General features: G+C 60.4%; 35 protein-coding genes and 1 tRNA gene. 14 read left to right on the top strand and 22 right to left on the bottom strand.

Annotated elements, in window-relative coordinates; genetic code table 11:
• Position 1: 1 nt before the first annotated feature.
• The 15 genes from AC02Y0_RS06480 to AC02Y0_RS06410 all read right to left on the bottom strand — a co-directional run bounded on the left by AC02Y0_RS06480 (position 2) and on the right by AC02Y0_RS06410 (position 10,402).
• The gene (locus tag AC02Y0_RS06480) at positions 2-181 is read right to left on the bottom strand and encodes a hypothetical protein (RefSeq protein WP_476383146.1); all 180 of its coding nucleotides are present in this window, start codon (positions 179-181) and stop codon (positions 2-4) included.
• On the bottom strand, positions 178-702 hold the full coding sequence (locus AC02Y0_RS06475; RefSeq protein ID WP_476383145.1) for a phage baseplate protein: 525 nt from the start codon (positions 700-702) through the stop codon (positions 178-180). The genes AC02Y0_RS06480 and AC02Y0_RS06475 overlap by 4 nt, the downstream gene beginning before the upstream one ends.
• A complete protein-coding gene (locus AC02Y0_RS06470; RefSeq protein ID WP_476383144.1) occupies positions 702-1,481 on the bottom strand; it encodes a hypothetical protein in 780 nt (259 codons plus the stop codon). Before AC02Y0_RS06470 ends, AC02Y0_RS06475 begins: the two co-directional genes overlap by 1 nt.
• The gene (locus tag AC02Y0_RS06465; RefSeq protein WP_476383143.1) at positions 1,481-1,882 is read right to left on the bottom strand and encodes a hypothetical protein; all 402 of its coding nucleotides are present in this window, start codon (positions 1,880-1,882) and stop codon (positions 1,481-1,483) included. Before AC02Y0_RS06465 ends, AC02Y0_RS06470 begins: the two co-directional genes overlap by 1 nt.
• A gap of 26 nt (positions 1,883-1,908) precedes the next feature.
• Positions 1,909-2,928, bottom strand: a complete 1,020-nt coding sequence (locus AC02Y0_RS06460) for a major capsid protein (protein ID WP_476383142.1) — start codon at positions 2,926-2,928, stop codon at positions 1,909-1,911.
• 11 nt (positions 2,929-2,939) lie between these two features.
• Positions 2,940-3,314, bottom strand: a complete 375-nt coding sequence (locus AC02Y0_RS06455) for a head decoration protein (RefSeq protein ID WP_476383141.1) — start codon at positions 3,312-3,314, stop codon at positions 2,940-2,942.
• A 12-nt stretch (positions 3,315-3,326) separates the two neighbouring features.
• The gene (locus AC02Y0_RS06450; protein WP_476383140.1) at positions 3,327-4,553 is read right to left on the bottom strand and encodes a S49 family peptidase; all 1,227 of its coding nucleotides are present in this window, start codon (positions 4,551-4,553) and stop codon (positions 3,327-3,329) included.
• Between the two features lie 12 nt (positions 4,554-4,565).
• The gene (locus tag AC02Y0_RS06445) at positions 4,566-4,835 is read right to left on the bottom strand and encodes a hypothetical protein (protein ID WP_476383139.1); all 270 of its coding nucleotides are present in this window, start codon (positions 4,833-4,835) and stop codon (positions 4,566-4,568) included.
• Positions 4,825-6,525 (bottom strand): phage portal protein, encoded by a 1,701-nt coding sequence (locus tag AC02Y0_RS06440; RefSeq protein WP_062274268.1) that lies wholly within the window; start codon positions 6,523-6,525, stop codon positions 4,825-4,827. The genes AC02Y0_RS06445 and AC02Y0_RS06440 overlap by 11 nt, the downstream gene beginning before the upstream one ends.
• Before the next feature lie 3 nt (positions 6,526-6,528).
• Positions 6,529-8,355, bottom strand: a complete 1,827-nt coding sequence (locus tag AC02Y0_RS06435; protein WP_062274271.1) for a phage terminase large subunit family protein — start codon at positions 8,353-8,355, stop codon at positions 6,529-6,531.
• Positions 8,339-8,872 carry a hypothetical protein gene (locus AC02Y0_RS06430; protein ID WP_476383137.1) on the bottom strand — a complete coding sequence of 178 codons (534 nt, stop codon included), beginning with the start codon at positions 8,870-8,872 and terminating at the stop codon, positions 8,339-8,341. Before AC02Y0_RS06430 ends, AC02Y0_RS06435 begins: the two co-directional genes overlap by 17 nt.
• Before the next feature lie 3 nt (positions 8,873-8,875).
• Positions 8,876-9,457: a hypothetical protein gene (locus tag AC02Y0_RS06425; RefSeq protein WP_476383135.1), complete on the bottom strand. Its 582-nt coding sequence runs from the start codon at positions 9,455-9,457 to the stop codon at positions 8,876-8,878.
• 291 nt (positions 9,458-9,748) lie between these two features.
• A complete protein-coding gene (locus AC02Y0_RS06420) occupies positions 9,749-9,976 on the bottom strand; it encodes a hypothetical protein (protein WP_476383133.1) in 228 nt (75 codons plus the stop codon).
• A 50-nt stretch (positions 9,977-10,026) separates the two neighbouring features.
• Positions 10,027-10,100, bottom strand: a tRNA-Gly gene (locus AC02Y0_RS06415).
• 98 nt (positions 10,101-10,198) lie between these two features.
• The gene (locus AC02Y0_RS06410; protein WP_476383132.1) at positions 10,199-10,402 is read right to left on the bottom strand and encodes a hypothetical protein; all 204 of its coding nucleotides are present in this window, start codon (positions 10,400-10,402) and stop codon (positions 10,199-10,201) included.
• A 948-nt stretch (positions 10,403-11,350) separates the two neighbouring features.
• Here AC02Y0_RS06410 and AC02Y0_RS06405 point away from each other — a divergent pair.
• The 14 genes from AC02Y0_RS06405 to AC02Y0_RS06340 all read left to right on the top strand — a co-directional run bounded on the left by AC02Y0_RS06405 (position 11,351) and on the right by AC02Y0_RS06340 (position 18,558).
• Entirely contained in the window at positions 11,351-11,593 is a 243-nt protein-coding gene (locus tag AC02Y0_RS06405) for a hypothetical protein (protein ID WP_476383131.1), read from the top strand.
• Positions 11,594-11,658: 65 nt separating this feature from the next.
• Positions 11,659-11,904, top strand: a complete 246-nt coding sequence (locus AC02Y0_RS06400) for a hypothetical protein (protein ID WP_476383129.1) — start codon at positions 11,659-11,661, stop codon at positions 11,902-11,904.
• 20 nt (positions 11,905-11,924) lie between these two features.
• Complete coding sequence (locus tag AC02Y0_RS06395; RefSeq protein WP_476383127.1) at positions 11,925-12,224, top strand: hypothetical protein; 300 nt, start codon at positions 11,925-11,927, stop codon at positions 12,222-12,224.
• Between the two features lie 153 nt (positions 12,225-12,377).
• The gene (locus AC02Y0_RS06390) at positions 12,378-12,515 is read left to right on the top strand and encodes a hypothetical protein (protein ID WP_476383126.1); all 138 of its coding nucleotides are present in this window, start codon (positions 12,378-12,380) and stop codon (positions 12,513-12,515) included.
• Positions 12,516-12,614: 99 nt separating this feature from the next.
• Positions 12,615-13,094 carry a hypothetical protein gene (locus tag AC02Y0_RS06385; protein WP_476383125.1) on the top strand — a complete coding sequence of 160 codons (480 nt, stop codon included), beginning with the start codon at positions 12,615-12,617 and terminating at the stop codon, positions 13,092-13,094.
• Positions 13,095-13,227: 133 nt separating this feature from the next.
• Complete coding sequence (locus tag AC02Y0_RS06380) at positions 13,228-13,650, top strand: hypothetical protein (protein ID WP_476383123.1); 423 nt, start codon at positions 13,228-13,230, stop codon at positions 13,648-13,650.
• On the top strand, positions 13,650-14,072 hold the full coding sequence (locus AC02Y0_RS06375) for a hypothetical protein (protein ID WP_476383121.1): 423 nt from the start codon (positions 13,650-13,652) through the stop codon (positions 14,070-14,072). Before AC02Y0_RS06380 ends, AC02Y0_RS06375 begins: the two co-directional genes overlap by 1 nt.
• Complete coding sequence (locus AC02Y0_RS06370) at positions 14,065-14,445, top strand: hypothetical protein (RefSeq protein ID WP_476383119.1); 381 nt, start codon at positions 14,065-14,067, stop codon at positions 14,443-14,445. Before AC02Y0_RS06375 ends, AC02Y0_RS06370 begins: the two co-directional genes overlap by 8 nt.
• A 38-nt stretch (positions 14,446-14,483) precedes the next feature.
• The gene (locus AC02Y0_RS06365) at positions 14,484-14,819 is read left to right on the top strand and encodes a hypothetical protein (protein WP_476383117.1); all 336 of its coding nucleotides are present in this window, start codon (positions 14,484-14,486) and stop codon (positions 14,817-14,819) included.
• A gap of 2 nt (positions 14,820-14,821) precedes the next feature.
• Positions 14,822-15,007, top strand: coding sequence for a hypothetical protein (locus tag AC02Y0_RS06360; protein WP_476383115.1), 186 nt, complete (start codon positions 14,822-14,824; stop codon positions 15,005-15,007).
• Entirely contained in the window at positions 15,004-15,408 is a 405-nt protein-coding gene (locus AC02Y0_RS06355) for an Arc family DNA-binding protein (RefSeq protein WP_476383113.1), read from the top strand. Before AC02Y0_RS06360 ends, AC02Y0_RS06355 begins: the two co-directional genes overlap by 4 nt.
• On the top strand, positions 15,405-15,569 hold the full coding sequence (locus AC02Y0_RS06350) for a hypothetical protein (protein ID WP_476383111.1): 165 nt from the start codon (positions 15,405-15,407) through the stop codon (positions 15,567-15,569). The genes AC02Y0_RS06355 and AC02Y0_RS06350 overlap by 4 nt, the downstream gene beginning before the upstream one ends.
• A gap of 198 nt (positions 15,570-15,767) precedes the next feature.
• Positions 15,768-16,118, top strand: a complete 351-nt coding sequence (locus AC02Y0_RS06345) for a hypothetical protein (RefSeq protein WP_476383109.1) — start codon at positions 15,768-15,770, stop codon at positions 16,116-16,118.
• Entirely contained in the window at positions 16,108-18,558 is a 2,451-nt protein-coding gene (locus AC02Y0_RS06340; RefSeq protein ID WP_476383108.1) for a helicase HerA-like domain-containing protein, read from the top strand. The genes AC02Y0_RS06345 and AC02Y0_RS06340 overlap by 11 nt, the downstream gene beginning before the upstream one ends.
• Positions 18,559-18,858: 300 nt before the next feature.
• Here AC02Y0_RS06340 and AC02Y0_RS06335 read toward each other — a convergent pair whose 3' ends face one another.
• From AC02Y0_RS06335 to AC02Y0_RS06305, 7 genes are all read right to left on the bottom strand, one after another.
• Positions 18,859-19,356, bottom strand: coding sequence for a hypothetical protein (locus tag AC02Y0_RS06335; RefSeq protein WP_476383106.1), 498 nt, complete (start codon positions 19,354-19,356; stop codon positions 18,859-18,861).
• A gap of 368 nt (positions 19,357-19,724) precedes the next feature.
• Positions 19,725-20,111 (bottom strand): hypothetical protein, encoded by a 387-nt coding sequence (locus tag AC02Y0_RS06330; protein ID WP_476383104.1) that lies wholly within the window; start codon positions 20,109-20,111, stop codon positions 19,725-19,727.
• Positions 20,108-21,565 carry a replicative DNA helicase gene (locus tag AC02Y0_RS06325; protein ID WP_476383103.1) on the bottom strand — a complete coding sequence of 486 codons (1,458 nt, stop codon included), beginning with the start codon at positions 21,563-21,565 and terminating at the stop codon, positions 20,108-20,110. Before AC02Y0_RS06325 ends, AC02Y0_RS06330 begins: the two co-directional genes overlap by 4 nt.
• The gene (locus tag AC02Y0_RS06320) at positions 21,562-22,014 is read right to left on the bottom strand and encodes a helix-turn-helix domain-containing protein (RefSeq protein ID WP_476383101.1); all 453 of its coding nucleotides are present in this window, start codon (positions 22,012-22,014) and stop codon (positions 21,562-21,564) included. The genes AC02Y0_RS06325 and AC02Y0_RS06320 overlap by 4 nt, the downstream gene beginning before the upstream one ends.
• Positions 22,015-22,016: 2 nt before the next feature.
• A complete protein-coding gene (locus tag AC02Y0_RS06315) occupies positions 22,017-22,316 on the bottom strand; it encodes a LexA family protein (protein ID WP_476383099.1) in 300 nt (99 codons plus the stop codon).
• Positions 22,313-24,436: a DNA cytosine methyltransferase gene (locus AC02Y0_RS06310; RefSeq protein ID WP_476383098.1), complete on the bottom strand. Its 2,124-nt coding sequence runs from the start codon at positions 24,434-24,436 to the stop codon at positions 22,313-22,315. The genes AC02Y0_RS06315 and AC02Y0_RS06310 overlap by 4 nt, the downstream gene beginning before the upstream one ends.
• Positions 24,433-24,993, bottom strand: coding sequence for a hypothetical protein (locus tag AC02Y0_RS06305; RefSeq protein ID WP_476383097.1), 561 nt, complete (start codon positions 24,991-24,993; stop codon positions 24,433-24,435). Before AC02Y0_RS06305 ends, AC02Y0_RS06310 begins: the two co-directional genes overlap by 4 nt.
• Between the last annotated feature and the right edge of the window lie 51 nt (positions 24,994-25,044).

The raw sequence follows: 25,044 nt of genomic DNA, 5'->3' as shown, positions 1-25,044 counted from the left end.
ATCAGCCCTTTGGCTTCGGAGTTGCCGACTTCGGCACCTCGATATGACCGATGCGAAGGGGATGCTCGGCCTGTTTTGCGGTGAGATCGATCATCTTCCCAGCCCCGGGGTTCGGGAAACCTGCGACTTCCTTCCCGGCAAGCTTGGTAATCACATACTTCTTGGTGGCCGACTTCGTCATAGCGGATCTCCAGGCGGGCCCGGTGGGGCGGATACATGTTTGTGGTCGAAGCCAACGTTCTTGCCGTTGTGCTCCTGCTTGCCGCCTTCCTGGACGAAGCCGGCACCATCAAAGCGATAGGACACCCCGCCGGCCTGCAGCAGGACGCCCGCGCTGGACAGCGTGATGGAAACATCACCAAATGTGAGCTTGTGGATGTCCCCGTCATCCGACGGGGCTTGGTTATCATCAGTCCAGTGGCAGGGAGAGACAGAGGCCTGCGAGATATCCCCGCAATCCGAGGTGCCCTCAACAAGTTCTCCCACAGAGGGCATGCTGTGGATCTTGAGGGCCCCCGCCCTCTGTTTGACCCGCACCCAAGGCGACTTCACCGGGTTCCCGTCTTCATCTTGCCCGATTTCGAACCTGACATTCTTGTTCACGGGGTCGGTATCGGTAACCCTGCCCTTCATGTTCATGCCGCCGATGCGCCGCTCGAGCTCGGTAATCCGGCTGAGCAGCGTTCTGACCAGCGCAGACATCAGGGCTCCAGCGCGTCGGGAGTGACGGTGTGATCGTTGAAGGGGGGAACCTCACCATCTGGCAGCGTGACCCCCTGGTATGGTCCCAGACCGATCGTGCCAATTGCACCGGAGGTCAGGCCGAAGTTACGCTTAACCAGCTGCCAGTCCGGCAGCCCCATAGGATCAGTAATCAGCGTCTCGAACAGTCTGGCGACTAAGGCTCCCTCAGCCGTTGCCTTCAAGGCTGCATCGAACTTCTGCCAGGCCACCGTCAGCGCACCGCCGAAATCAGGGTCTGGGATGGCCTTGAGGGTGTAGCCGATCTCGGCCGCCGGTATTTTCACACCGTCCTCGATCTCGATGAGAACGTAGCGGATCTCGCGGTCATCGATGGACAGAACCATCTTATTCCAGCACTCCAGCCAGAGATCCGGCCCGAAATGGAGGGCGGCATCAATTTGGCGAGCAACGGCGTTCAGAGTTAGCCCTGCGGTCTCAGTGTCGAGGCTGATCTCAACGACCTCGGCGCCATCAATGGTAATGCGCTGCGTTCCCGGTGCGTTGTAGACGAAGAACTTGAGCTCTACCCGGGCCTCACGCCCTTGAGTGGCTCTGCCCTCGACGTCGAATTTGGTGTGCTCCGCAAACACCGCGATCACTGGGGCGGCGTCACGGCCTTCTTTCATGATGGCCTCGAGCGGATAAACCGGCTGCAGGAGGACGTCATTGCCGGCCCACGTCTGGCCTTTGAGGAGGTTCTGCGCAGTGATGCAAAGCGCTTGGGCGACGAGGCTCATCAGGCTTTCTCACAGATGCAGACGATGCGGCCGATACCGTCGTCTTCAGGGGTCTTGACCACCTTCAGTGTCGGGATCGACGGGTTGCTGGGGATCTCGATGTGATCGCCCTGCGTCGGCCATTCATCACGGCTCGCGAAAAGGCGTTTGTTGTAGGAGACATGAAAGCGGTCGCCCCCGACGGAGGGCTGGAAGCCGTCATAGGCTCCTTCATCCTGCGGTTTTGCAGTGACCGGGTTTCTGTCAACGACTCCGTCTACCTCGAGGTCGGGCCGGGAACTGTCCGCGGATCGGGCGAGGTACTGGCCTTTCTGCTGACGAACGATCACGGTTGTTTCACCGTGGAAGCGATCGACAGCAGAGGAAACGAGCTCCTCAAGATCCGCGAACAGTGATGTCATGGCTCAGGTCCGCCTGTTTGCCTGGGTCAGGTACGCTTGCCCTTGATCAGGGCCTTCGGACGCGAGCAGTAATGCAGCGAGTTCGTCTGGGTATCGAGGTGGACACCCTTGTCGTTCGGCATGGGGTACTGCTTCGCGTAGAGGCGCTGTCCCATGGTGTTGACGGTCTCCATGTAGTCCGCCGGCGCGCGAACGGACTTGAAGAAGCCGGGAACCCCAACAGGGAAGATCTGGCACTTGTCAGCATTGATGAACGACGTGTTGCCGACGGCACCACGATAGTTTTCCCAGACGATACCGCCGAATTCGAACATAGCCCAGGACGAGCGGTTCGGGCCGACATAGCTTTCGCGAAGGATCTGGGCTTCAGACCAGTTCTTGTAGGTTTCGCGAACTTCCTTGTGCGATAGGAGGTCGTCGAAGAACGTGTCGCCGCAGAAAGCATGGATCCCAGTGAAGGGTATGCCGCCGAGGATGGTGCCGATCTGGCGAGTTACGCCGGCGCACTTCTTGCGAAGAACCCCTTCGGCAGGCGAAGCATTGTCGAGATCAAAATCGATCTCAGCCTCTGCTGCGACTCCGAACTCGGCATAGAGGTCGAGGGTGGACGCGTCGGCGTATGTCACGATGCCAGTCACGGCGCCCATGCGCGAGTATTCCTCGGTCACAGCATGGGAATTGACGTGGGTCACGAGACGATTGGACACCTTTGCCGCGACGGTCTCCAGAGCCGCCTCTTGGCCCAGGGCGCGCACGTTCTGAACCTCTTCAGCGTAGATCGCGTCATTGATCTCGAAGTGTGGCACCTCAAGGATCCGCAGATCGCGCTTCTCCTTGTCGAGGGTCACGCCAGGGCCGCCGCGAGGCGTCGGAGGGACGAGAGCGAGAATTTCGCCCTTCTTCTCGATCGAGATCTTGGTGGTGTCCGTGGACTCTTCCTCGAACAGGCCGAGTTCCGCGATGCGGGACGGCTTGTGCTTCAGATCGTTGATCACCTGGGTGAGGCGAACAACGCTGAAGGCGTCGGCGTTGAAAATATCGAGCATGTCTCGCCTCCTTAGCGAACAATGATGCCGACGGCAGCGAGCTGAACGGCCTTGGCCGCCTTCTTCGTGTCGTCGTCAACGGTTGCGTCGTAGGCAAGGATCTTGCCGTTGACTTCGGCACCGCGGGTGATCGCGGCGACCTTGACATCGGCACTGGTCGCGTCGACGTCATAGAGCAGGACCGCTGCTGCGGTCTGAGCGCCGTCAGAGCCTGTCGCGGTCGACGGCTTGTATTTGCCGCCGGTCGTGATCTTGCCGAGCACGGTACCTGCCTTCAGGATGCCGGCGCCGGACACGACCACGATGTTGTCGCGGGAATAGGTGATGCCCTGTTCCCACAGCAGGAACTCAGCCGCATGGCGGCCTTCATTGAAAACCTTCTGCATCGGTCACCCTCCTTAGGCGAACTTGCGGTTATGATTGGCGACCGCCTTGGCGAAGGGGTCAACCTTCGGCGAGGAGGCGTTTGTGCCCTGAGGCTGGCCGAGCCCGAGAGCGCCGGCTTCCGCCTTCTGCTGCTCGTAGGTCTTGCCCTGAGGCTGCTCGCCGCCCGCTTCCGGCTTGCTCTCCGGCATGTCGGCTTTGGCGGCTTCCATGATCTTCACCGCGGCTTCCGAAGAGGTCGTGGTGTCGTAGGCGAGGTGGCCGGCAAGCGTCGGCATTGCCTTGCCCATGTCGGATGACACGATGGCCTTGATGCGGGCCTGGGCGTCTGCGGTGGCCTTGGCAGCGATTTCCTCTGCGGTGGGGCCGGTGTTCTGATCGGTCATGACGAATGTCCCTTTCGATCGGTTAGAGAAGCGGGCCGAGCCGCTGGGAGAGAGGGACGCCAGCACGGCCTCGAACTGCCCGACTTCGTCGGCCATTCCGGATGCCACTGCTTTCGCCCCGACTTTGACGCCGCCGGCGCCAAATTTGCTGATGACGTCCTCGGAAGAGACGCCACGATGTTTCGCCACGGCGGAGACGAAGACCTCGGCAAGGTCGTCCACCATGGTCTGGATCTGGGTTCTGCCCTCTTCCGTGTTCACATCCGGCCGCTTGCCAGGCGACTGGGAGGAGACGATCTCCACTTTCCGGACGCCCCGGCGCTCATCCGCGCTGCTGCGGTCCTCGACGCCGAGGACGACGCCGATGGAGCCCAAGACGGCGAGCTCGGAGATGACGACGCGATCGGCAGCAGAGGCGATCCAGTAGCCACCGGATGCAGCCATGCCGCTGACGTAAGCGGTGATCGGCTTCTTGCCTCTGGCGTCATAGATCGCGGCAGCGAGCTCATCGCAGCCGTTGGCTTCACCACCAGGCGAGTCCACATTGAGCAGGATTGCCGTGATGGAGGGATCATCGAGGGCGGCCTGCAGGTCTCTCCGGAGGATCTCGTATGATGTCGCCCCGCAGAACTCGACGAACAGGTTTGCCTTCTTGAACAGCGGGCCTTCCACGTTGAGGATGGCAACACCGTCGCGGACACCCATCCGTTCGCCGCGGGCTGAGGCGCGGGCACGGTAGGCCTCCAGAGCCTGAGGACTGACGTCCCCTTCTCCCTCGAGGATCGCCTTGTACTCCTGCGCGCGGGAACCCTCGAGCGCCCAAGGCTGGGACGCTACGACATCCATGAATTTCATCGTGGTGGTCTCCTATGACCGCATGTGGCGGCTGCCGGCCGTGATGGCGAACCGGGTGGGGCCACGTCCGCTCTTCGCAGCGCATTCGCTCTCAAGCTGGGCGATCAGGCTTCCGAGCCCGGTGATGTCCGGACGCGACATTTCGACGGTGCGATCGCGGAAGGTAACACGTTGCACCCCTCCCTCGACGCGGAGTTTCATGTAGGCGGGACGGAGGGCCTGGAGAGCGGCACAGGGATCGTATTCCTCGGACCCGAACAGGGTCGTGTAATCAATCGCCATCGTTGCTCTCCACGTCGGCCTGCAATTCATCCTCGAGAGCATCAGCCGGATCGCGCTGTGGCGGATCCTCGGCGCCCTTCCGTGTGGACTTCTTTCGGTTCCCGCTCTGCTTCTTCTCCCCCTCACCTGCCGGCGGGGCCTTGAGCGCGAGCTCTTGGCCATCCTTGGTCTCCAGAGGGTCGGTCGGGGCCCACGGCAGCGGGAGATCAAGCTCCTCGGCCAAGCGGTTTTCTTCAGCGCGCTGGCGCATGTCGTCGTCCCAGTCCCGACCGTAGGACGCCGAGATTTCCATGAGCGTGGTGGCGCCCATATCCTTGAGGACTTCGTGCGAGCGAGCCGCTTTGAAATCGTCGGCCTGAGGCTGGGCTGGGCCCGACCATGAGGCTCGGCAGGCGGCTTCGCGCTTGGCAAGGAAGTTCGAATAACCACCCGGGAACTGCACCCGCCCTGTGAAGATGGCCTCCTCAAGGAAGGCCTCATAGACAGCCTGGCAGAACGGCTGGATGATGTTCTCACGCCGACGGAGGACGTTCAGCCATTCAATGGCGCCCGCCATGCGGATCGACGAATAGGTGGCCCCACGATAGTCGCCGGTGGCGCTCTCGTAGGTCACTCCGGCGCCCGCCGCGATCTCCCTCATCAACCAGCCCATGAACTGGTCGAATTGCGCTCCCGGCGCCTTAGCCTCGTTGAAAACGAGCTCGTCACCCGGAAATAGCTGGGCGATGCGCCCATGCTGGGTCAGATCGATCTTCGCGCCGTCGTACCACTCACCCTTGGCAGAAGCGAAGGCCTCCATATCGAGGATGCCTGAGTCTCGGTCCTTGCCGGTCATCAGCCCATCGAAGCCGGCGAGACCGGGGATCGTGGTCTTCATCGTTGCGGCAAAGATGGTCTGCAGCAACGCTGTGGTTAGCGTCGCATCAGCGAACTGGTCGACTTGGCGAACAACCTTTAGGATCGGCGCCATCGGCGAGATGCCACGCGTGACCCCCATGGCAGGGTCGAAGGTGTGAACGACCTGCGGGGCACCGTCCTTGTCGAAGGCGGCGATCTCAACTTCCTGCCAGCCAAGCGCGCGGTCCTTCCGCTTGATCACGTACCCCGTGGGGTAGCCCCAATCGCGATCGCAGCGGACACCTTGGACTATGTTCTCGGTCTCGTCCGTCTTCTGGCAGAGCCGTGACGGCGGAAGAAGCGCGACCTTGCTGATGTAGCGGGCGCCGGGGCGCACCACCTTGGGCAGCAGCGCCAAGCCTTCGCCGTAACACTTGTAGGACGCGAAATATGCCTGCTGCATCTTGCCGAACGACATCCGTCCGCCGGCATCGCATTCGATAGGATTGCGCGAGTAGGACCGGAACAGGCCCTCGACCTGACGCGCCAGCTTGTTGGCAGCCTCCTGAGAGATGCCGAGCCCTTCAGCATCCGGCCTGGCTGACAGGCGGAGCCCAGCGCCTACAACCGAGCCGACTTCTGTTTCAAGAACTTTGGTCAGGAAGCCCGAGTTCTGAACGCCCTCGACAGCACGTGCCGCCGCTTTTTCCCAGTCCTTGCGCACATCATCCTGATGCTCCCGAAGGCTCGGGTTCCAGGAGACCATGAGCGGGTTGCGCCCTCCCTGGAAGAAAGCGGACTGCGCGCCGCGCGCCTTCACGCGGACGCGCGGCTTTTCAGCAAGTTCCGTCATCTCTTACCCATGGAGTTTCGAGGACAGCTCTCGCAGCCCCAGTTTTCTCACCGGAGCTCCGCGCAGTTCCTCGTAGCGTTTCTCGAAATCGAAGCGGCACAGGTACTTCACGGCCAAGCCGTAAACGACGGTGTCCAGCGCTTCTGCCTTGCGGCGGCCGATGCGCTCGAAGACGATCTCGGGCCGGCCGCTTTTGTATTTCAGCTCCCTCCGTTCCGAGTTGAGCTGGTCGTAGTATTCCGCTGTCAGCTCGTTGCTGAAGCGTATGGACTGCTCCTCCTCATTCCCGAGGGGCAGAGAAGCCAGAATGTCTGTCTTCACCTGGTCGACTGCGATCAGGTACAGCGGCGCCGTCCGGTTCCGCCGTTTCGTCCGGCTGGCCTCGATGACCTTGTGCGGGCCGGCGCGCCCTTTGATGGCCACGATCCGCCGGCTCTGGACGCCTTCGCAGAAGTCGTAGACATACTGGGTCCGATTACCGTCACCGGAGTCGACCCCCGCGGCCTCAATCCCGATATTGCCACCAAGCGGATGCTTGAACTCGGTTGCCAGAACGGCGTCGAGTTCATCCCACGTCGTCTGCAGGTTCGTTGCCCCGTAGATGACGTGGTGGCCAAGGATGTATCGGTGGCGCGAGCTGTGACCGATGAAGCTGATCTCGAGGCGATCGACCTGAACGTCGACCCCGGCTGTGATGTAAGCGACATCCGTCGGGATATCCTCGCGCCAACGGCCCTTCTCGACCTTCCAGGCCAGGCCGAAATCCTCGGCCCGAGCGATGAGCTGCTCCTCGGTGACGTAGTCGATGGCGTTCGACCACACCTTGCCGAGTACGGTGTTGTGAAAGACCTGCATGTCAGCAGGCCCGTTCTTCTTCGCGTTCTCGTATTCCTCGACCAGTTTCACCCAGGAGGCATTCGCGAACATCGAAATCAGGGCATTGAGCCTGAAGCCGGCATGGTCCTTGACCTCGGGATGGGTGGCGAACCAGTCACCCTCTTCCACCATCGCCGGCTTGTGCCGTTCCTGGATCTCGAGACCACATTTCGGGCAGAAACAGACCACCGTCTCCGGCAGCCCCGCCTTCCAGTCCAAGTGCTCCCAGAGCAGCTCGAAGAAATCTCCGCAGTGCATGCAGGGCATCTGAAAGATGCGGCGATCCGATTCCTCGTACCGCTTGATGATGATCGAGGTCGCCTGATCCGTAGGGGTCGACCCCATGATGATCTTGCGATCTGCGAACGATGTCGTGCGCTTAATCGCCAGCGTGATGGGATCACCTTCCTTGGTGATCTTCATGCCGTCGACTTCGTCGCAGAGCAGGACCTTCGCGGTGTGACGGCGCAAGTTGCGCGGCGCCATCGCAGAAAGGATCTTCAGCGAGCCACCCCCGAGGAGGGCGCGCTGCGTCAGAGTGTTCCGGCCATCAAACCGGCCGACCTTCATCAGGCCCCTGAGTGCAGGGCTCTGCCTGAAGGCTGGGTCGATTTCGTCAACCGCGATGCCCCTGGCATCATCATCCGTCGGCATCAACAGGATGATCGGGCTTGGATCATTGACCGCGTAAGCCCCGATCGTCGCCACGAGCGATAGTGTGTAACCGGTTCGGGCCGCCTTGATGACGGACACCTTCTCGATAGTCGGGTCGCCCATGGCATCCAGGATGCCGCGCTGGAACTTCCAGGGATGGAAGCGGCCGATCGAGGCCCCCGTGGCGATCCTGAAGGCCCCGGACGACGCCCATTCGGAAAAGGACATCTCCTGCGGAGGCCGCAGCGACTTGGAGATATCGCCGAAGAGCCGCTGAACAGCGCTACTTCGGTTTGACATCGTTCTTGTTCCCGCCGATGACCCCGGCCTCGACCTCGTTGGCGAGATCGTTGAGGACGTCACGGCACATCTTTTTCAGGGTCTCACCGTCATGGTTGGTGAGGTGCGGGATCGAAGTCCGGGCTTTCCCGGGGATCGTCAGCACTGCCGACTTCACCTGGGCGGCAAAGGCTGTCCAACTCTCAGAAACCTCATCCAGCGTAAGGTTCTCGCCCTTGATCTGGGCGAGCTTGAGCTCGTTCATCTGGCGGATCAGCTTCTCATTGGCGAGACGCTCATCAGCCAGCGGGTTCCGGACCTCCTCGGACCTGCCGGCAGCCGTTTGACGAAGGCGGCCCAGATAGGCGTCCATCGAAGGCTTGGTGAGGTAGAGGTTCCGCTTCGGCGCCCGGACCAAGATGCCCTTGGTGTCGAGATCGGTCAGGCTGCGCAGCGAGATCCCGAGGATTACGGACAAGTCGGCTTTCGTGCAGGTCTCCGGGATCCAGTGACCTGCCGTCTTCGCCTTACTTGCCATAACTCAGGTACCGAGCGCCCGGATTACGTGGCGCATAACTCGCTTCTGCATATCGATCGCGGCGAATTGCTCCGCCGCTTTCGTGTTCGGTCTTGTCGGTTTCGCCAGTTCGTTGGCGAGCACCGCCATGGAGAGGACCTTGAGAGGCCCTTTGCCTTTGCCTTTGCGGACGACGACCTGGCCGTTGGCGACAAATGCGCCCGGGAACTGCCGGCGGACGTTCCAGCCTGTGGCCTCGGCGCCCTTCATGGAGGACACCGAACCACCTCGCTTGCCGTCAGCCATCGGGTTGAGATCCCGAACCCAGACCGGGTTGCCATATTCAGCAAGCGGGATCGCGACATCAGAGGTGCGAACCACTGCCTGCATGGTGGCGCCTGCGGATGCCTTAATCAGCCGTGTCTTTCCACCGACGCGGCCCTTTGGGACGCCGGTGAAGTCCGAGATCCGAACGACGGACTGACGACGCTGCTCGGCGACGTGCTCGTTAAGGCCCATGGCCGCGGCTGGGCGAAGTTCGGTGCCGATCGAGTTCAGGAAGGCCTCGAAGCCCTTGGCCTGATGCACATCGACCCGAATTTTCACTGCTTCAACCTTTTGGTGCTGTTTTGCCGTCTCTGCCGGCACCTTCGCGGCTGTTTTGCAACCGCTGGAATACGAAAGGCCTCACCAGTTTCCCGGTGAGGCCCATTGGCGGCGCCTTTGCAGATGCCGGTTGATCGGTATCGGCGCCGTATCTCTGCCCCAGGCTGGCGTATGCTCAGGTAGGCCGCACCTGGTTTCGCCCTTGGAGGCTTGCCTACTCCTATCCGGTCTGTGCTCCCGGAAGCAGCCACCTCGGAATTCCAAGTCCTGGGTGGTCTTGAGATCCACGCCTCAGTTGGCTGGCGTGAAATCGAGATAGTATTCGCCACCGACCTTAAAGCCTGCGGCTGCGTCGGGGTTGATGGTCCCGATCTCGACCTTCCCCCACGGCGTCCACTTGAAAAACTGATCGTTCTCCGGGCTTCCTGCGGTGACGGGCTCGAAAGCCAAGGAATAGCCGGCCTGGTTCTCATTGCGGGAAACCAGTCGAAATTTAGCTCTGCATACTGGGGCGCTCATGCGTCTTCTCCTTTTGCCGGGGCCGCCGGTTCGGGCCTTTTCAGGCGAAGTGGAGCGGAAAGCGGGAATTGAACCCGCGCACATGGGGTGGAAACCCACTGCTCTACCACTGAGCTACATCCGCATGTTTGCCGCTGTTCTAGCCACGTCGGTGTGGCCCTAGGCTTCAGCGCCGAGTGCGGGATACTTCCGCATAGGCGCCTCGCGGCACTCCCGTCTCAATCAATGCAGCTGAACCGCCTCAAGATCGTTGTCGGTGACAAAGAACCAGACCGCTGAACGGTTGTTGCTGTGAAACACGACCTCGCCGGCATCGTCGATGCACACAGCGCCGGGTTTCCCATTGATTTCAGCCTCATGGACCCGAACCATCGACCGTGTTTCAGGCCAGTGGAGATCAGGTTTTTCGCCCTCACGCGGCGCCATTTTGGCCTCTCAAAATCGGCAGGGGAAGACCTCCCCTATGCAAAATAACTTGCGCCATGATCGGGGGTGCTGCGCCCCGCATGCCGCCTGGCCCTCATACGGTCCCTAGAGCCTTCATTTGCCGCCATGGCTGGCCCAGGAAGGGGCTTGCTCATGTTGCGCGCTGGGTCACCACTGCCCAGCCCAGCCCTGCTGTCCTCGCCGCTCTGTGTGGCTTTGCTCTCTGCCTGCCCTTGGTGATCTGCTGGCCTGGCCAGTTCAGCCCCTGCCCCGTGGGTCATGGTGGCCGGTGCAGGTCCTGCCCTTGCCTGCCCCCTCATGGTGTCCACCCTGCAACCGGAAAGCCGGAAGGCGTGGCCCGTGCTGGCAGTGCTGGCCTTGAAGGTCTAGCCCCTGCAGCTCGTCGAGCCAGACCGAAACCCGAAACCGTTTGGCTTGGCTGCCTGGCAGCGGTTGAAGGTATCGCCCCCGCCCTTCGTCGACTGTGGCCATCATGCCGTTTTGTTGTGCCGTTTATGCCGTCCAGTTGCATGGATGGCAAAGGAGCGGCGGAGTCTGCCGGGGCAAGGTGAAGGACCACGGCAGCGGACCGGCGGAGAGATCAGGTTAACATGTTGGATGTTGCAGCCAGTCCCAGGCATTGCGGCAGCATTGGCGACAAAGCATTTTCTCCCAAACTTTCTGCAGCATCTGCGCATTATCTACACGTTTCATGTTGACATGATCTGTGTTTCTGGTATGGTCAAACCATCGAAAGCGGAGACGCAGACGACAGCCGGGACGAACCACTAGCAACGGCTCTAAACAGTGCGGGTGAGGCGATACGGTCCTAAGCGTGAGGCAAGGTAGCTTGTCGGGACAGCATGACGGAAAGGCGGTCACCGTTGCGGGTGATCAACCGTTAGAACCACCATCGGCGACTGTGCCGGACCTGAAAGGCTTAAGACCATGACCACCAGCAACCCGAACTCTTCCCATATCTTCGTTTCTGACGACCATTCATTCCCCACGGCCCCCACATTGGAGACGCTTGCCGCTTGGCAGGCTGATGACGCCATCGGTTACCGTTACTCGCGGATCGCTGGTTTCTGTGAAGCCGCCACCGTTGGACGGCAAAACAAGGCAAGCCGGGACGCGTCCGCCACTCGTCTGGCCCTCTTCCGCATAATCGATGCCAAGGCCGCCGCCTGACCTGTTCCGAGGCAACGGCCTGCGGGCCGTTATCTGGCAACAGTGCCATATCGAAAGGTGAGACCATGAAAACCGCATTGATCGCGGCAAGCCTCGCGCTTGTGTCATTCCCCGCCCTCTCCGCTGATCTTCCGGAACAGTTCCGGCAGGTATGTGAAAGCCCCGCAGTGAAGTCGGAGAAGCTCGAGGCAGCATGCAAGGCCGGTGACGCTCCCGACGGCATCAAGTCCGGGGACCGGTTCAAGGCCGTCGGCATCGGCGCCGAGGTCAACGCTCTTTTCGCCAACATCAAGTTCTTCGCGAAGGCGTGACCATGAGCAAGTTTCAGAAGATGGCCGACGCCTTCCCCTCATTCGATCAAAGCACTTTGCCCGCTATGCCGGCGGGTTGGCAGGACTGCAGCTGGTCCGGGGATATCTGCCCTTCATTCATCGCGGCCGGTGATTTCACCTGCCAAGGGCCGTTCGCTCATGTCTTCATTGATTTCCCCGATCCATCGGCGCGGGATATCCCGGAAAGCCCACGGTTTGCCGTCGTCTTCGTCAATGGCAGGTCTCAGGAGGCAAGCGGCGAAATCCAGTCCGATGACTGGGACGTGATCCTGCAGGCCGTCGAACAGTGGGAGCCGTGACCAATGAACCGCCGCACCTTCCTTGCCTGTTTCGCCCTTGCCCTCGCCGGAGATGCCCTTGCCGCCGATGATGCGGAACCACCGTAACCAGTTTCATGACCTAAGCCTTTCCACCCCCGTCAACTGTGACAGCTAGAAGAGGAGACTTTCCCCATGACCACCATCCACGAGAACCGCCGCGACACCTTCGCAAAGCGCCTTCCCGGCAAGGTCCGCCGCAATGATCGGCGCGCCACAATCGCCCGGAAATCCGCCTTCCTGATCGATGGTCTGACCGTCCGCATTCACTGACCTTGCCGCGATGTTACCGGCCCTCACCCCCATGGGGGCCGGATACATGGCCGCAAGCCAGACAGGGGCAATTGTGCCCGATTTTGAAAGGTTCAACCGATGACCATCACCGCTGATCAACTCGTTTCCCGCGAGGTTTTTCACTGCGTTTCCTCTCTCGTCGCCACGCTCGCGAGCGGCTGGAATGTCGACCACGTCAACGAAGATATGGATGCTCTGCACGAACAGGCGCAGGAGCTCTGCTATTCGGTGGAAGACTGGGAAGAGGCGGCAACGCAGGAGGGCTGGATCGGCCACGGTGCGGGGCTTGTTCGCCACCCGGAACACGGCATTTTCGATATCACCGTGGCGACGTGGCAGGACCTCTGCGAAACGCATGGAATCGAACCCTACCAGTGGGAAGTTTTCGAGCACTGGATCGTTTCGGACTGGCTGGCCGATGAACTAACTAAGCACGGCGAGAAGGTCGATAAGGACTTTGCCGGTCTCTGTGTATGGGGTCGCACAACCACGGGCCAAGCCATCTCGCAGGATGCCGTTATTCAGAAAATTCACGCCGAACTGGTGGCGGGTCGATGATCCGCCTGGTCTGCGAATTCTCTTCGATGGTGCTGTTTCTTAGCGCCTTCATCTACTGGCTTCCGGTGATCGCCGGTGCCGTCCACGGCTAACCCCTGGGCCGATTGTGGCTCGATTTGAAAGGCTGAAAGCAATGAGCAACGAACTCGAGATGATCGGCGTCGACGTCTGGGCAGCGGTGACGATCTACGTTCCCGCAAACAACGACGACGAAGCGGCGGCAATTGTTGCCGAGCGATATGCAGGGAGCCGGGACAAGATCGGCAGTTATGACCACATGGACAGCGAAGATTTGCCAATGGAAGATGATGACTTCATGTCGTCAGCCATGACCTTCTACGGGCTTTGCAACGATAGCGAATTGAATGCAGCCGTTGACCCCGTGCGCGCTGCCGCCCCTGTCATGCTGGACGCTCTCAAGCTCTGCCGTGTCGAGATGGAAATGCTCCGCCGGCAATACGAGGCCGAGGGCAAAGGCGAAGAGTGGGTGACCCGCCAAGCCTATCTGATTGGGGTATGCGATGCGGCTATTTCCCAGGCAGAGGGAGCGCGCTGATGCCCCGCTATCTCGTCCAATGGGAAATTGACATTGCGGCGGCCACCTCGCCTTTCCACGCCGCGCGACAGGCTTTTGAAATCATGCAGCGCCCCGGCTCGTCGGCCAATGCCTTTACCGTGATCGAATTCGACAGCGATGGCGAGAGCGTGCCAGTTGACCTGTCGGAGCCTGCCGAGCAATGGCAGGAGGCCGCTAAGGCCGAGGGCTGGGGCGTCTTCTACGGCGGCAAAGGCGCAACAATCCAGCGCGACGACGAGGCCGGGACATTCGCGGATGATACAGACGCATGGCGCTACATCTGGCAGCGAATGCAGGAAGGCAGCGCGCCACATGCCGCAGCGCTGGAGCATGTCGAGGAAGACAATCCGGACGAATACGAGTTGATCCGGGAATTCTGCGAGGCCTTCGCAAATGGCTGAACCCCTCACCACCTTGTCTTGCGGCTGTTTCTTTCAAGGTCGTCAGATAGTCACCGATCCAGATTGCTCTGAACACAATGACAGCGAGACCGAATGGGCATGCGAGAACTGCGGAGAAACGGCCATGGATGGCGGCGACCGCTGCATTGCATGCGGAACGCCAATTCTCGAGGCCTGCACCGGCTGCGATACCTGCGGGGTATTGCTCCCGCTCGATATGCTCGATGCCAAACCCGAGATTAACAGCAAGCTACGGCGCATACGGGCCAGAGAGGGCCAACTGATCATGCTCCGCCGTGCCGCCGATCTTGGCTTTCAATTCGACCGATTGGAATGCAGGGCCTGTTATGGGCCCGGATATCGCCAGCTCTGAGCCAGCCCAATTGTGGGCCACTTCAAAAGGAAACGAATATGACCGACCTGAAAACCTATTCCGTCCTGCTGGCCTGGCAGGACAACGACCCCGAACAAGGCGAATTCGGCTGCTATGTCCGGGCGACCGGCTACGAAGACGCCGAGGCCAAAGCCCGCGAGAAGATGCGGGATGCCTACGCCGAGCAGTACGGCGAGGAGATGAGCGGCGAAGGCGGCCGGGTCATCGACTGCAGCGAGGGCGCCGCATGGCTGGCCAGCGATCTGGAATCCGCGCTGCGGGCGCTCGTCGAGACCTGCAAATCTAGGTGGCTTGACTTCGCCGAGGTCCAGCAGGCCGAAACCGTTCTGGCTCGCATAGAGGCGGAGGTTTGACCATGGCGCGACCCAAGCTTAGCGCCTCAGGAGCTGAGGCCGACAGAATTCACATGAAGATATCCGGTGAGGAACTAGAGGCGATTCAAGCATGGCGGTTTCAGAACCGCGTCGCGAGTCTCTCCGAGGCCGTCCGTCGGCTCTGCAAAATGGGGCTGGAAGCCGACAAAAAGGAGCACGGCGAATGACCACGTTGAGCCAAAACATCCGATACGCTCAAACCGCCGACAAATTCATGGTCCGCTTCCCTGATGGTATGAGAGGCACAATTGCCAAGGTGGCTAAAGAGAACCACCGGAGCATGAACACCGAAATCGTCATCGCCATCGAAAGGTATTTGACCTCAGCAAGTCATGAGCTTTTCTCAGAAGCAGGAGCCCCATCTATGAGCCGCGCCGATCCCCACTTCCGCCTTCGCTTGCCAGAGTCAATTAAAGCGCGGATCGAAGATGCTGCAGCACGATCACACCGAAGCATGACAGCGGAAATAGTTGCGCGGCTGGAGAATTCATTGCAGTCGTCTCCTGATCTAACTTCCCTAGTGGTCCGCCTAGAGGCAGCTGTCGAAGCACTGGAGCGACGAACATGAAGGAGACCAAGAGCGAACGGTTCAACATGTTCCTGACGCCTTCCGAAAAGCGGGCACTCGAGGAATACTGCTATGATCACCGCATCAGATCTACGAGTGAGGCTGTCAGGCGAATGATCCGCAGGGCAATTGAGGAGGACAAGCGCAATGACAAAAGCTGATGCGCCCCGGAATAACCGTGTGCCCGTGATGTTCACGGACGACGAGCTGAAGGCGATCGATGACTACAGATTTGCTAACCGGATTGCAACCAGAGCGGAGGCGATAAGGCGCCTTTGCGTACCAAGGCCAGCGGACGAAGCTGCCAGCCAGACTTGATTGAATGACAGGCAATTGTGCCAACTAGGAAAGGACATGCTATGCTGATGACAGCCAATAGTGGCGAGCTTGAAAGGATCGTTATGAGCCGCCGATACACCTATGACAGGATGAACCCGCAGCAGTTCCGGGAGGCTTTGGATGGCATCGACATGCCCCGTCTAGCCTTTGCTCGTATCCTTGGTTTCGAGGCCAAGCGTGTCGAGCAATGGGCGAGCGGTGAGCAGGATATCCCGATCTGGGTGCCTGTCTTCATGCGGCTTCTGAAGAACTGCCCCGGAGCGATCCCTGAGGCCCGACAGGCTGCGGCCGAAATGATCCGACTCGATACTTGGCGGCCGGAGGATGGTGAATATCCGTTCTTGGCGAAGGACCTGAACAATGAACATTGATATTGGGAAAACGAAGGACGGGAAAACCGTATCGCTGCCGCTCGCCCGGGCCAATCGCCATGGTCTTGTCACTGGCTCCACGGGTACCGGCAAGTGTTGGGGTAAGGGAACGCCCATGTTGATGTGGGAAGGCGACGTCCTTCCGGTCGAGGACGTGGCACCTGGGGACCGGCTAATGGGACCTGACGGCACACCTAGAAACGTACTGTCCGTCTCCAGGGGAGTCGGCCCGCTTTACCGCATCATCCCCACAAAAGGCGAGCCTTGGGTTTGCAATGACGTTCACATCCTCTCGCTTCGGCTTACCTCCACGCGCTCCGATAGCCAGCAGAAGGGTCACATCGTCAACGTGCCGTTGAACGAGTACCTTGGTTGGAGCAAGACAATGAAGCATGTCTTCAAGCTCTGGAGAGTGGGCTGCACCTTTCAACAGCGCGGAATTTCTGCTGATCCGTACCTGTTCGGCCTCTACATGGCGGAAGGTAGCAAGCACAATGCGGTCTTTAGCCTGAATGAGAAAGACACGGTGCTGCATGATGTGGTGCTTCAGGCGTTCCCTGACGCCAAAGTCAGTACAGACCGGGGGTGCACCCAAATCCGCTTCTCACAGGACGACGACTTCTGGAGAGCTGTAGGATTCCACAAGAAAACCGATCACTTCGTCCCTGAGTGGGTGAAGAGAAACACTATCGAGAGAAGACGTGAATTTCTTGCCGGAGTGATTGATGGGGACGGCTACTACCACAACGGCCATTTCGAAATTGTCACAAAATACGACACTTTCGCTGAAGACCTTTGCTTCGTTGCGCGGTCGCTGGGGCTCGCGGCTTATCGGTCGCAGACTACGAAAACCATCAAATCTTCGGGCTTCGAGGGACAATACTGGCGGGTGACCATCAGTGGGCATGTCGAGACTATTCCTACGAAGGTCCCCAGGAAACAGGCCGCACCACGTCGCCAGAAAAAGGATGTTCTGAATACGGGATTCAAGGTCGAGTATATTGGCGAGGGCGAATATTTCGGCTTTGAGCTCGATGGAGATCATCTTTGCGTAATGGGGGATTTCACCGTCACCCATAACACCAGCACTCTCCAGCACTTGGCAGAAGAATTCTCGCGCGCTGGGGTCCCTGTCTTCGCCGCAGACGTCAAAGGCGATCTGTCCGGTGTCGCCGCCCTCGGTGACCACGGGAGCCCACTGGCGACCCGCGCTGTGGCCATGGCGGGGAAATTCACCCCGGACCGGTTCCCCGTGCAGCTCTGGGACATCTTCGGAACGCACGGCACCAGGATCAGGACCTCGGTGCAGGCAATCGGCCCCGGGTTGCTCGCCCGCATGCTGAAGCTGAACCAGACCCAGGAAGGTGCGCTGGAAATCTGTTTCAGGAAGTCCGAGGATGAACGGGACTGGATGCTGACCCTCGATGACCTCCGCTGGTCCCTCAACGACATGATGGACAATCGCGAGGATATCTGCCGGCAATACGGCAACATCACCTCGGCTTCCATTGCGTCGATCCAGCGGCAATTGCTGTCACTGGAGAGCCAGGGCGGCGAAAAGCTGTTCGGAGAGCCGCCATTCGATATTACCGACTTCATGAGGGTCGACGATTCCGGCCGCGGAGTGATCAACCTCCTACATGCCGACACCCTGATGGAATGTCCGAAGCTTTATGCTGTCTTCCTGCTCTGGCTCTTGACCGAGCTGTTCCGGGTCCTGCCGGAGGCTGGTGACATCGAGAAGCCGAAACTGGTGTTCTTCTTCGATGAGGCCCACCTGCTTTTCACGGACGCCCCGAAGGAATTGGTGCAGCAGATTGAACGCCTCGTCCGTCTCGTCCGCTCCAAGGGCGTCGGCGTCTACTTCGTCACCCAGTCGCCGGCTGACATCCCGGATACCGTGCTGGCCCAGCTCGGCTCCCGGATCCAGCATGCGCTGCGCGCCTACACCCCGAAGGACCAGCGCATGGTGAAGGCCGCGGCTCAGGCCTTCAGGGAGAACCGTGGTGTGGATGTCAGAGCAGAAATCACCAAGCTCGCCGTTGGTGAAGCTCTGATCTCGGTGCTCGATGATACAGGCGTCCCCACCAAGGTGGAGAAGGTTGAAATCCTACCGCCCTCAGCTCAGGTCGGACCGATTTCCTTGATCGAACGGGATGCAGTGATGGCCTCGACACCCCTGCTCGCTCGCTATGCAGATGTGGAGAATTCGGAGGAAGCCGTTTGGCAATTCCGTGACCGGATGCGTGAGGCGCGCGGGCTGGCCCGTCCAGCAATGGAGAGCGCAGAGCCGTGGGTTCCGGGGTCGTATGCTCGGTTCGTTCCAGATTTCGCGCCTAGGGCCACTCCTGGGCCGGGACGAGGCTACTATGTGCGCCGGCTGCTATTCTGGATCCCGGTGCTGGGCTCCAGCGTCATTGCATTTCGAGCGCTGATCTGAAATCAGGAGGGCGGCCCTAGATACCGGCCGCCCTTTCAATTGCTGCCACTCGGCAGGCTTCCCACGTCTTGCCGAGAAGCTTATCCAGCCTGACGGCTTCAATGCGATCTGGTGAACCCGCAGGGTATGCCCAGAAGCCGTTATCTCCGAACCTCCTGCGGTACCGCCGTCTCAGCTTGTAGTACCGCTGTCTTTTGGTCGACGAGACTGCCATCCAGTGATCCCGGCACATCCACTCGGAAAAGCCTTCGCGATTATGGCGGGTCCGACGGCAGAACGGGACGCAGCACGAGATCCGTTCTACCGCCATGGCTGCAAGCCGAGCTCGTTGAGGTGATGAGCAATGATGGCAGCCCCTCGATCGCGGCGGGACCGGTAAGTCCAATAACTCCAGGAGACCCGCTTGCAGAACCGTTTAGCATCGAACTGCTTGCCCCGGATGTTCCAGAACGCTGAGTTTACCGCATGCGCCTCGAGGCAATTCCGCGGGCCCTCCATGTCCCGGAGATAACCGCCTAGCCAGTTCGGTAGCTCTCGGCCCCGTTGGTCTCGGTGCCCGAGCAGGACGATTTCCATACGGGAGATCTCGACCGATCGCCGCTGAACCTTCGCCCGCATACGGCCGACCTTATTCGAGCCGGATTCCCGCTGCCACCAGAGATCCTTGGAGTCGACCAGGTAGTCCGGCATGGCGGAGCCATACATCTTCGGACCGACCCGGCCGCCCGTGTCATAGTCGATTTCGAAGGCATCGACCAAAGCCGCCTTCACCAGTTCAGGTGTCCATTCAGTCGTCATCGCCGCCCTCGTCCACGATTGCATCGAACATGTCGTCTCGGATCGCGAAGAGGCAGATCCGATCCAAGTACCGCTCTGGGGTGATGCCACGTTTGGAAGCCAGCTTTTCGAGCCTTACACGGCTCTGGCGAGGGATGGATACCACAATTCCTCGCCGCATGCCCTTCATCGGTAGCCCCCAGAGTTTGATCATCCTCCGGATTGTCGGGGCAGAGGTGCCGTCCCGCATCATTTCCGCCACATCCACGGAGGAAAGCTGCTGCCCGAGGTGGAAGGCGATCCATGCCGCCTTCGCGTTTGTCCATCTTTCAGTGCGCGCCCCCGGGAACCGGAAACGCTCGGTGTGATGCCTCTTCGTCGGAGGCGGCTTAGACCTTTTTCCCGACACGGCGCCGGCCCTCCCCTTTGCGCTCGACCTGGACGCGGGACTTTGTTTTCCGGTTTCGAATGATCTGGTTCTCCGCCCGCTCCTCGACCTTCGCAGCGCGCCACTGCTCAATCCCGAGGACGTCCTGCAGCGCCTTGTCGTCTTCGTCGATCACGGGTTCGGCGATCTTCAGGTCGGGGTTGAGCTTCTCTCGGACATGCTCCTTGGCAGCCTCGATCGCCTTGCCGACGCTCCCGAATAGGAGTGGCTTCTTGGTCTTCGGGTCACAGACGTGCCGCCATGACTGGTTGGTGAAGAACCGGTAGAGGGCGGCATATTGCCCGTTCAGGGACATGTGACCGTACTCGGGGAGGAAATCGGACTTCACAGGAGGTCTCCTTGGTCTTCGTAGTCGGCCACATAGATGGACTCGTACCGGGTGAATTCTGGGATGAAGCGGACCTTGCGCCGCTGGGTGGTGGTGCCGAAGCGGACCTTCAGCGCGCCGATCTCGGCCGTGTTCTCGATGTCGGGCCCGTACTGCTGATGGAACCGGGTCTCGATGTCGTTCTTCTCCTTGTCGTTCTTCGCGGTGTTGAGCTGCTCCTGCAGGTAGACCTCGGCGCGATACAGAAAGGCGATTGCATCCCAGGGCTGGATTGCTGCCTGGCCACCGTAGACGTCGGACTTGATGGGACGCGGGTTGAAGCGCTTCGTGCCCTCAGAGCCGCGCTGCATCAGCACCAGGAAGGCGGCCTGGGTACCCTTGGCGCACGCTTTGATCTCTTGGATGGCATTGCGCGCCTTTGTGCCCTGGTCGGCGTGAATGTCCTCTTTCTCCGGTTTGATGGTGGAGGCGTGGTCGACGACGATGAAAGGGGTCTTGCCGTTGGCGTTCTTTCGAATGAACTCCTTCGCGTACTTCGTCAGGCGCTTGGCCGTGTCCTTGGAGGAGTCGCAGTCCTTCACCTCGAACGGGGCCTCGGCAATCCTCCGGACGTACTCGGTGGCACGGTCGATCTGCTTGTCGGTCATGTGGCCGCCGCGCTGGATCCGGGTTTCAATTCCCAGCTCTTGGGCCACCATCTGGGCCACGATCTGCTGACCGCTCTGGTCGTACGAGAGGATGAGAACCGGGTTCCCGTTGGCGATCGCGGCTCTGACCAGCACGAGCAACAGAGACGTCTTCCCCTCGCCTGATGATGCCAGGAGGCCGTAGACGTTGGTCGGCTCAAACACGCGCTCAGAGAGGACCGTGGCCAGCTCCTTCAGCCCGATCGGGACGCCATGCATCGACCGGCGTCGGGGGTCTGGGGTGACCAACTCGAGATACTGAGAAACCACCGCGGTGCCGGCGAAACGCCCTTTCCCAGCCTGCTCCCGGTGTGCGGCCGACAGTTCGAAGATGCGCTGCTCGACGTCGTCGATCTGGGTTTGGACGGTGTTCTCGTAGGCCGCGTCGTATGCCTCGTTGATCATGTCCTGACCAATCACGATCAGCGCGCGGCGGAGTGAAAGGTCATGGATGACCGAGGCATAGTCTTTGGCATTGACCACAGTGACGGCCTCGGCGCAGAGCCTGGCGAGGTACTCCGATATCGTGATCCCGCCGAGATCAATCTCGGGCAGCAACGACTTGACGTTGATGGGGGTGGCGACGCGATCGCTCATCACGATATCGCCGATCGCCTTCCAGATCTTCTGGTGGATCGGCTCGTAGAAATCCTCTGGGATCAGATACGACGAGACGACGTGGTAAGCCTGGTTGTTCATCAGCGCAGCACCCAGAATGGCCTGCTCCGCCTCGAGGTTGTTCGGCATTTCGCGGACGGTGCTTTTCACAGATCGCACCTCATCTGCTCTTCGATCTTGCGGAACGAGTAGAGGATCGTGGTGTGGTCTCGGTCGCCCAGAATGCGGCCTAGTTCGGGCCAGGAGGCATCTGGCCAAATAGATTTCACTTCCCAGACAATGAGATGACGCGCGGCAACCACTTTGCGGGTTCGGCCGTCACCAACGATGTCCTCGAAGGTGAAACCAAGCTCGAGGGCGCGCTGCTTGATGTAGGCCCGCTTTGGAGATGACTGCTCCGCCACCCACATCCAGTAGGCAGTGACATGGGCATCGAATTGCATGGGCTTCTGCGTCCAGAGCGGACGGAGAGGTTTATAGCTCGCCCCCCTGACCACGGTCGTCACAACGCCGGTGGGGTTCTTCAGTTTGGGCTTGGCGCCCCAGATCCGCTCGCGGACCTCCTTGTAGTGCGCCTGTTGGCGTTCCTGCTCTGTCATGGTCATTTCAGTCTGATTGCTCGTACTTTGCCGGGAAGCCGATCGATGTGGCCGCGCTGCTCGAGAGCTGTGAGAATGGTGTGGACCCGGCTTTTCGATCCCAGACCGAGGTGGGCTCGGATCTCATCGAAGGTCGGCATGATGCCCTCGCGCTCCGAGAAGGACCGGACGAACTCAAGGGCTTTCCGCTGGGTCGGGGTCAGACCCATCATCCGTCGTTCAGAGATGAGCTGGTGCACGATCTCAGCGGCTTCTGGGTTTGCTGCGATGAATTGGTGAGCCACACTGGTTGGGCTGGTCATTCTGCGGCCTCCAGCACCTCGGCTAGGTCTTCGCAGTTCGATGCCACGATCGCGGCGTACGGATAGGGGCTGACGCTGTTTCCGCAGCAGCTGACCTGCACGTCTTTCGGAAACTGCACGAACCGCCGAGCTTCTCCTTCGCCTTGCCAGACACCCTCAATGACATAATCAGGGGGAAACCCCTGGGCATTGAAGAGTTCGCGCGGCGTCAGCATGCGCATGCCGATGTCAACAATGACGAAGGTGTGCCCGTTGATCTCCAGCGTGACGAACTCCCGCTCATCCCAAAGCCCGTGAGCCCGAAGGAAATCCGCTACCTGACGCGCCCGGTCTTCCTGCTCAGGCCGGAACGGCGGAACGTCGACCAAGATCTCGACATGACCGAAGCGCTCTCGCGTTGTGACGGTATGAAGGGGGTCGCTCATCGGCGTATCCTGATCGACGCCGTAATAGGCCGAGATATACGGCGCGATCAGCTGGGACTTGTTTGCTCCAGCCGTCGTCGTCCCCAGCGGCCGTTCCAGACCGTGGCCGGTGCTTGTCCCGAACTGCCGAGCGATGAAGGCCATGACGGGTGACTGTTGCGCCCCAGTGGCGGTAACCGTGGACAACGGCTCATCCGCACTACGACCTGGGTTGACGCCACCGAGCCGTCGGCTGTCGTTGTTCTGCTGGGCAACGAAGGCAGTCGCTACTGCATGTTTTACGCCACCAGCAACGATCGTTCCGAGAGGCTTATCGATGTCGAGAGAGCGAGGTGCCTGCCCTTCCCGCTCGCCATAGCCCGTTTGGACGAGCGTGGGAACGATCACTGCATGGCGGTTTTCCGTCGTGATGGTGCGAAGTGGCTCGGAAACATCGGCAGATCGATCTTCGCCACCGGCTCCGGGCCCGTAAAAGGCCGTCAGATGTGGCACGATCACGGCATTCTGATCCTTACCGCTAGCTGTGATCGTATGGTGCGGATCCGCGACAGATCGCACACCGCCGCCCTGCTGCGCGTAGGTGAGGACAGGCGCGATCATACCGACCGGTGCCGCCCCGCCCGGCTTCTTGATGTAGCTGTTCGCCGTGATCGTCGGCAGAGGCTCGTCCATGGCGCTGCCTGTGGCGCCTGTGTTGAACCGGCTGATTGAAGGAGCCAGGAGCGCCTTCTCTCCGCGATGGGCAGCGGTGATTGTTCTAAGCGGCTCAGTAAGGTCTTCCTCACGTCCGCCGTGGGTGAGGTTGACCAAGAATGGCCGCTCGGCATCGAGCACATAGCGTTTCATGCCACGAGCCACCCGGGCCATCGTATTGTCGGCCAGCGGACGCACTGCGCGCAGGCGATGCTTTTCCCAGATCTCGGCCTTGGTGTCGAAGATTGAGGGGCAAGGCAACGACCAGTCGATGATCGTGTAGGCGCCGGGCCAAGGCAGCTTGCGCCCCTCGATCACGTCGTCGCTGTCCGGATGTCCGTGGGTTGGCTCCGGCCACACAATTGGCTTGCCGTCGAATCGGATGACCAGAAACAGCCGCTTGCGGATCGTCGGCGCGCCATAATCGCAGGCCTTGAGTTCACGCCACTCGATCTTGCCGCCCAGCTTGCGGATCTTCTTGCACCAGGCCTCAAAAGTCTGCCCGCGCCGGTCAGGGCAAGGCATCAGCCCGCGTTCAGTCTCGATCAACGGGCCCCAGTCTTTCCACTCCTCAACGTTCTCCATGGTGACGACGTCGACCTTGCCGCCACTCTTCTGGATCCGCTCGATCCAGCCCGGAATGATCCAGGCGAGATCGCGGATGTTGCGTTCGACCGGCTTGCCGCCCTTAGCCTTCGAGAAGTGTTTACAGTCCGGCGAGAAGTGCATCAGGCCGATATGGCAGCCGCGCATATGATCGAGGGGATCGACCTTGTAGACGTTCTCTGAGAGGTGAAGCGTCTCCGGATGGTTGGCCGCATGCAGAGCAAGCGCCGCCTCATTGTGGTTGATGGCGATGTCGGGCGACCGGCCCAGCGCCATCTCAATACCGGTCGAAGCGCCACCGCCTCCGGCAAAGCTGTCAACGATAAGCGGCCGGCCCTGCCAGAGTTTCAGCGTGTGGATCGGCGCCGCGGTATCGAAAAGGGTTCGCATATTCATGCGGCTGCGCCTCCGGTCATCTTGTTGAGTTTGAGAACTTGGCTGCGACCAGCGGCCCAGAGCGCGATTACTGCGGCGTCGCGCGCATCGGCGTTCTTGCCGATGATGTTGAACATGTCGCAGAACTGCCGGACCCGATCCTTGGTGCCGCCCTTGATCTTCTTCGGAATGACGGTCTGCCAGGTCATCGGGCGGACCTCTTCGCAGGGGATGTTGAAGCCCTCGATGACGGCCTGGACGGCACCGGAGATCCGGTTGAGCTGGAGAATGGTGCCGGCATTGATCGTGGTGGACACCTGCTCGTTACCGAGCATGTCGGCTTTCCCCTTCTTCTCGTATTGGGGGATGTGAGAGAGCGGGGTTTCGAAGACCACAAAATCCGGCTGGTGCTCTTTGATCAGCTTCGGCAGAAGTTGCCGGACAGACTTCACCTTTTCGAAGGCTCCTTTACCTTCCAAGGTGATCGAGCCGCACTGGATCGCGGAGATCGGGTTCTCGGTATCGTAGAGGCTCCAGCCGATCACCGTGGCAGGGTCTAGGGCGAGGATGCGGGTCATCGTCACCTCCTCAGAAATCGTCGCTGTCGACGAAGAAGGCGGCGGTGATGA

The organism is Allorhizobium sp. nf9_anc (assembly GCF_056323085.1).
Note: the sequence above shows the minus strand (reverse complement) of the source record. Positions and strands in the feature narration are given on the sequence as shown.

What these genes read in the sequence shown, in the direction of transcription:
- AC02Y0_RS06480 (WP_476383146.1), bottom strand. Translation starts at nt 181, where the DNA reads ATGACGAAGTCGGCCACCAAGAAGTATGTGATTACCAAGCTTGCCGGG.
- AC02Y0_RS06475 (WP_476383145.1), bottom strand. Translation starts at nt 702, where the DNA reads ATGTCTGCGCTGGTCAGAACGCTGCTCAGCCGGATTACCGAGCTCGAG.
- AC02Y0_RS06470 (WP_476383144.1), bottom strand. Translation starts at nt 1,481, where the DNA reads ATGAGCCTCGTCGCCCAAGCGCTTTGCATCACTGCGCAGAACCTCCTC.
- AC02Y0_RS06465 (WP_476383143.1), bottom strand. Translation starts at nt 1,882, where the DNA reads ATGACATCACTGTTCGCGGATCTTGAGGAGCTCGTTTCCTCTGCTGTC.
- AC02Y0_RS06460 (WP_476383142.1), bottom strand. Translation starts at nt 2,928, where the DNA reads ATGCTCGATATTTTCAACGCCGACGCCTTCAGCGTTGTTCGCCTCACC.
- AC02Y0_RS06455 (WP_476383141.1), bottom strand. Translation starts at nt 3,314, where the DNA reads ATGCAGAAGGTTTTCAATGAAGGCCGCCATGCGGCTGAGTTCCTGCTG.
- AC02Y0_RS06450 (WP_476383140.1), bottom strand. Translation starts at nt 4,553, where the DNA reads ATGAAATTCATGGATGTCGTAGCGTCCCAGCCTTGGGCGCTCGAGGGT.
- AC02Y0_RS06445 (WP_476383139.1), bottom strand. Translation starts at nt 4,835, where the DNA reads ATGGCGATTGATTACACGACCCTGTTCGGGTCCGAGGAATACGATCCC.
- AC02Y0_RS06440 (WP_062274268.1), bottom strand. Translation starts at nt 6,525, where the DNA reads ATGACGGAACTTGCTGAAAAGCCGCGCGTCCGCGTGAAGGCGCGCGGC.
- AC02Y0_RS06435 (WP_062274271.1), bottom strand. Translation starts at nt 8,355, where the DNA reads ATGTCAAACCGAAGTAGCGCTGTTCAGCGGCTCTTCGGCGATATCTCC.
- AC02Y0_RS06430 (WP_476383137.1), bottom strand. Translation starts at nt 8,872, where the DNA reads ATGGCAAGTAAGGCGAAGACGGCAGGTCACTGGATCCCGGAGACCTGC.
- AC02Y0_RS06420 (WP_476383133.1), bottom strand. Translation starts at nt 9,976, where the DNA reads ATGAGCGCCCCAGTATGCAGAGCTAAATTTCGACTGGTTTCCCGCAAT.
- AC02Y0_RS06410 (WP_476383132.1), bottom strand. Translation starts at nt 10,402, where the DNA reads ATGGCGCCGCGTGAGGGCGAAAAACCTGATCTCCACTGGCCTGAAACA.
- AC02Y0_RS06405 (WP_476383131.1), top strand. Translation starts at nt 11,351, where the DNA reads ATGACCACCAGCAACCCGAACTCTTCCCATATCTTCGTTTCTGACGAC.
- AC02Y0_RS06400 (WP_476383129.1), top strand. Translation starts at nt 11,659, where the DNA reads ATGAAAACCGCATTGATCGCGGCAAGCCTCGCGCTTGTGTCATTCCCC.
- AC02Y0_RS06395 (WP_476383127.1), top strand. Translation starts at nt 11,925, where the DNA reads ATGGCCGACGCCTTCCCCTCATTCGATCAAAGCACTTTGCCCGCTATG.
- AC02Y0_RS06390 (WP_476383126.1), top strand. Translation starts at nt 12,378, where the DNA reads ATGACCACCATCCACGAGAACCGCCGCGACACCTTCGCAAAGCGCCTT.
- AC02Y0_RS06385 (WP_476383125.1), top strand. Translation starts at nt 12,615, where the DNA reads ATGACCATCACCGCTGATCAACTCGTTTCCCGCGAGGTTTTTCACTGC.
- AC02Y0_RS06380 (WP_476383123.1), top strand. Translation starts at nt 13,228, where the DNA reads ATGAGCAACGAACTCGAGATGATCGGCGTCGACGTCTGGGCAGCGGTG.
- AC02Y0_RS06375 (WP_476383121.1), top strand. Translation starts at nt 13,650, where the DNA reads ATGCCCCGCTATCTCGTCCAATGGGAAATTGACATTGCGGCGGCCACC.
- AC02Y0_RS06370 (WP_476383119.1), top strand. Translation starts at nt 14,065, where the DNA reads ATGGCTGAACCCCTCACCACCTTGTCTTGCGGCTGTTTCTTTCAAGGT.
- AC02Y0_RS06365 (WP_476383117.1), top strand. Translation starts at nt 14,484, where the DNA reads ATGACCGACCTGAAAACCTATTCCGTCCTGCTGGCCTGGCAGGACAAC.
- AC02Y0_RS06360 (WP_476383115.1), top strand. Translation starts at nt 14,822, where the DNA reads ATGGCGCGACCCAAGCTTAGCGCCTCAGGAGCTGAGGCCGACAGAATT.
- AC02Y0_RS06355 (WP_476383113.1), top strand. Translation starts at nt 15,004, where the DNA reads ATGACCACGTTGAGCCAAAACATCCGATACGCTCAAACCGCCGACAAA.
- AC02Y0_RS06350 (WP_476383111.1), top strand. Translation starts at nt 15,405, where the DNA reads ATGAAGGAGACCAAGAGCGAACGGTTCAACATGTTCCTGACGCCTTCC.
- AC02Y0_RS06345 (WP_476383109.1), top strand. Translation starts at nt 15,768, where the DNA reads ATGCTGATGACAGCCAATAGTGGCGAGCTTGAAAGGATCGTTATGAGC.
- AC02Y0_RS06340 (WP_476383108.1), top strand. Translation starts at nt 16,108, where the DNA reads ATGAACATTGATATTGGGAAAACGAAGGACGGGAAAACCGTATCGCTG.
- AC02Y0_RS06335 (WP_476383106.1), bottom strand. Translation starts at nt 19,356, where the DNA reads ATGACGACTGAATGGACACCTGAACTGGTGAAGGCGGCTTTGGTCGAT.
- AC02Y0_RS06320 (WP_476383101.1), bottom strand. Translation starts at nt 22,014, where the DNA reads ATGACAGAGCAGGAACGCCAACAGGCGCACTACAAGGAGGTCCGCGAG.
- AC02Y0_RS06315 (WP_476383099.1), bottom strand. Translation starts at nt 22,316, where the DNA reads ATGACCAGCCCAACCAGTGTGGCTCACCAATTCATCGCAGCAAACCCA.
- AC02Y0_RS06310 (WP_476383098.1), bottom strand. Translation starts at nt 24,436, where the DNA reads ATGAATATGCGAACCCTTTTCGATACCGCGGCGCCGATCCACACGCTG.
- AC02Y0_RS06305 (WP_476383097.1), bottom strand. Translation starts at nt 24,993, where the DNA reads ATGACCCGCATCCTCGCCCTAGACCCTGCCACGGTGATCGGCTGGAGC.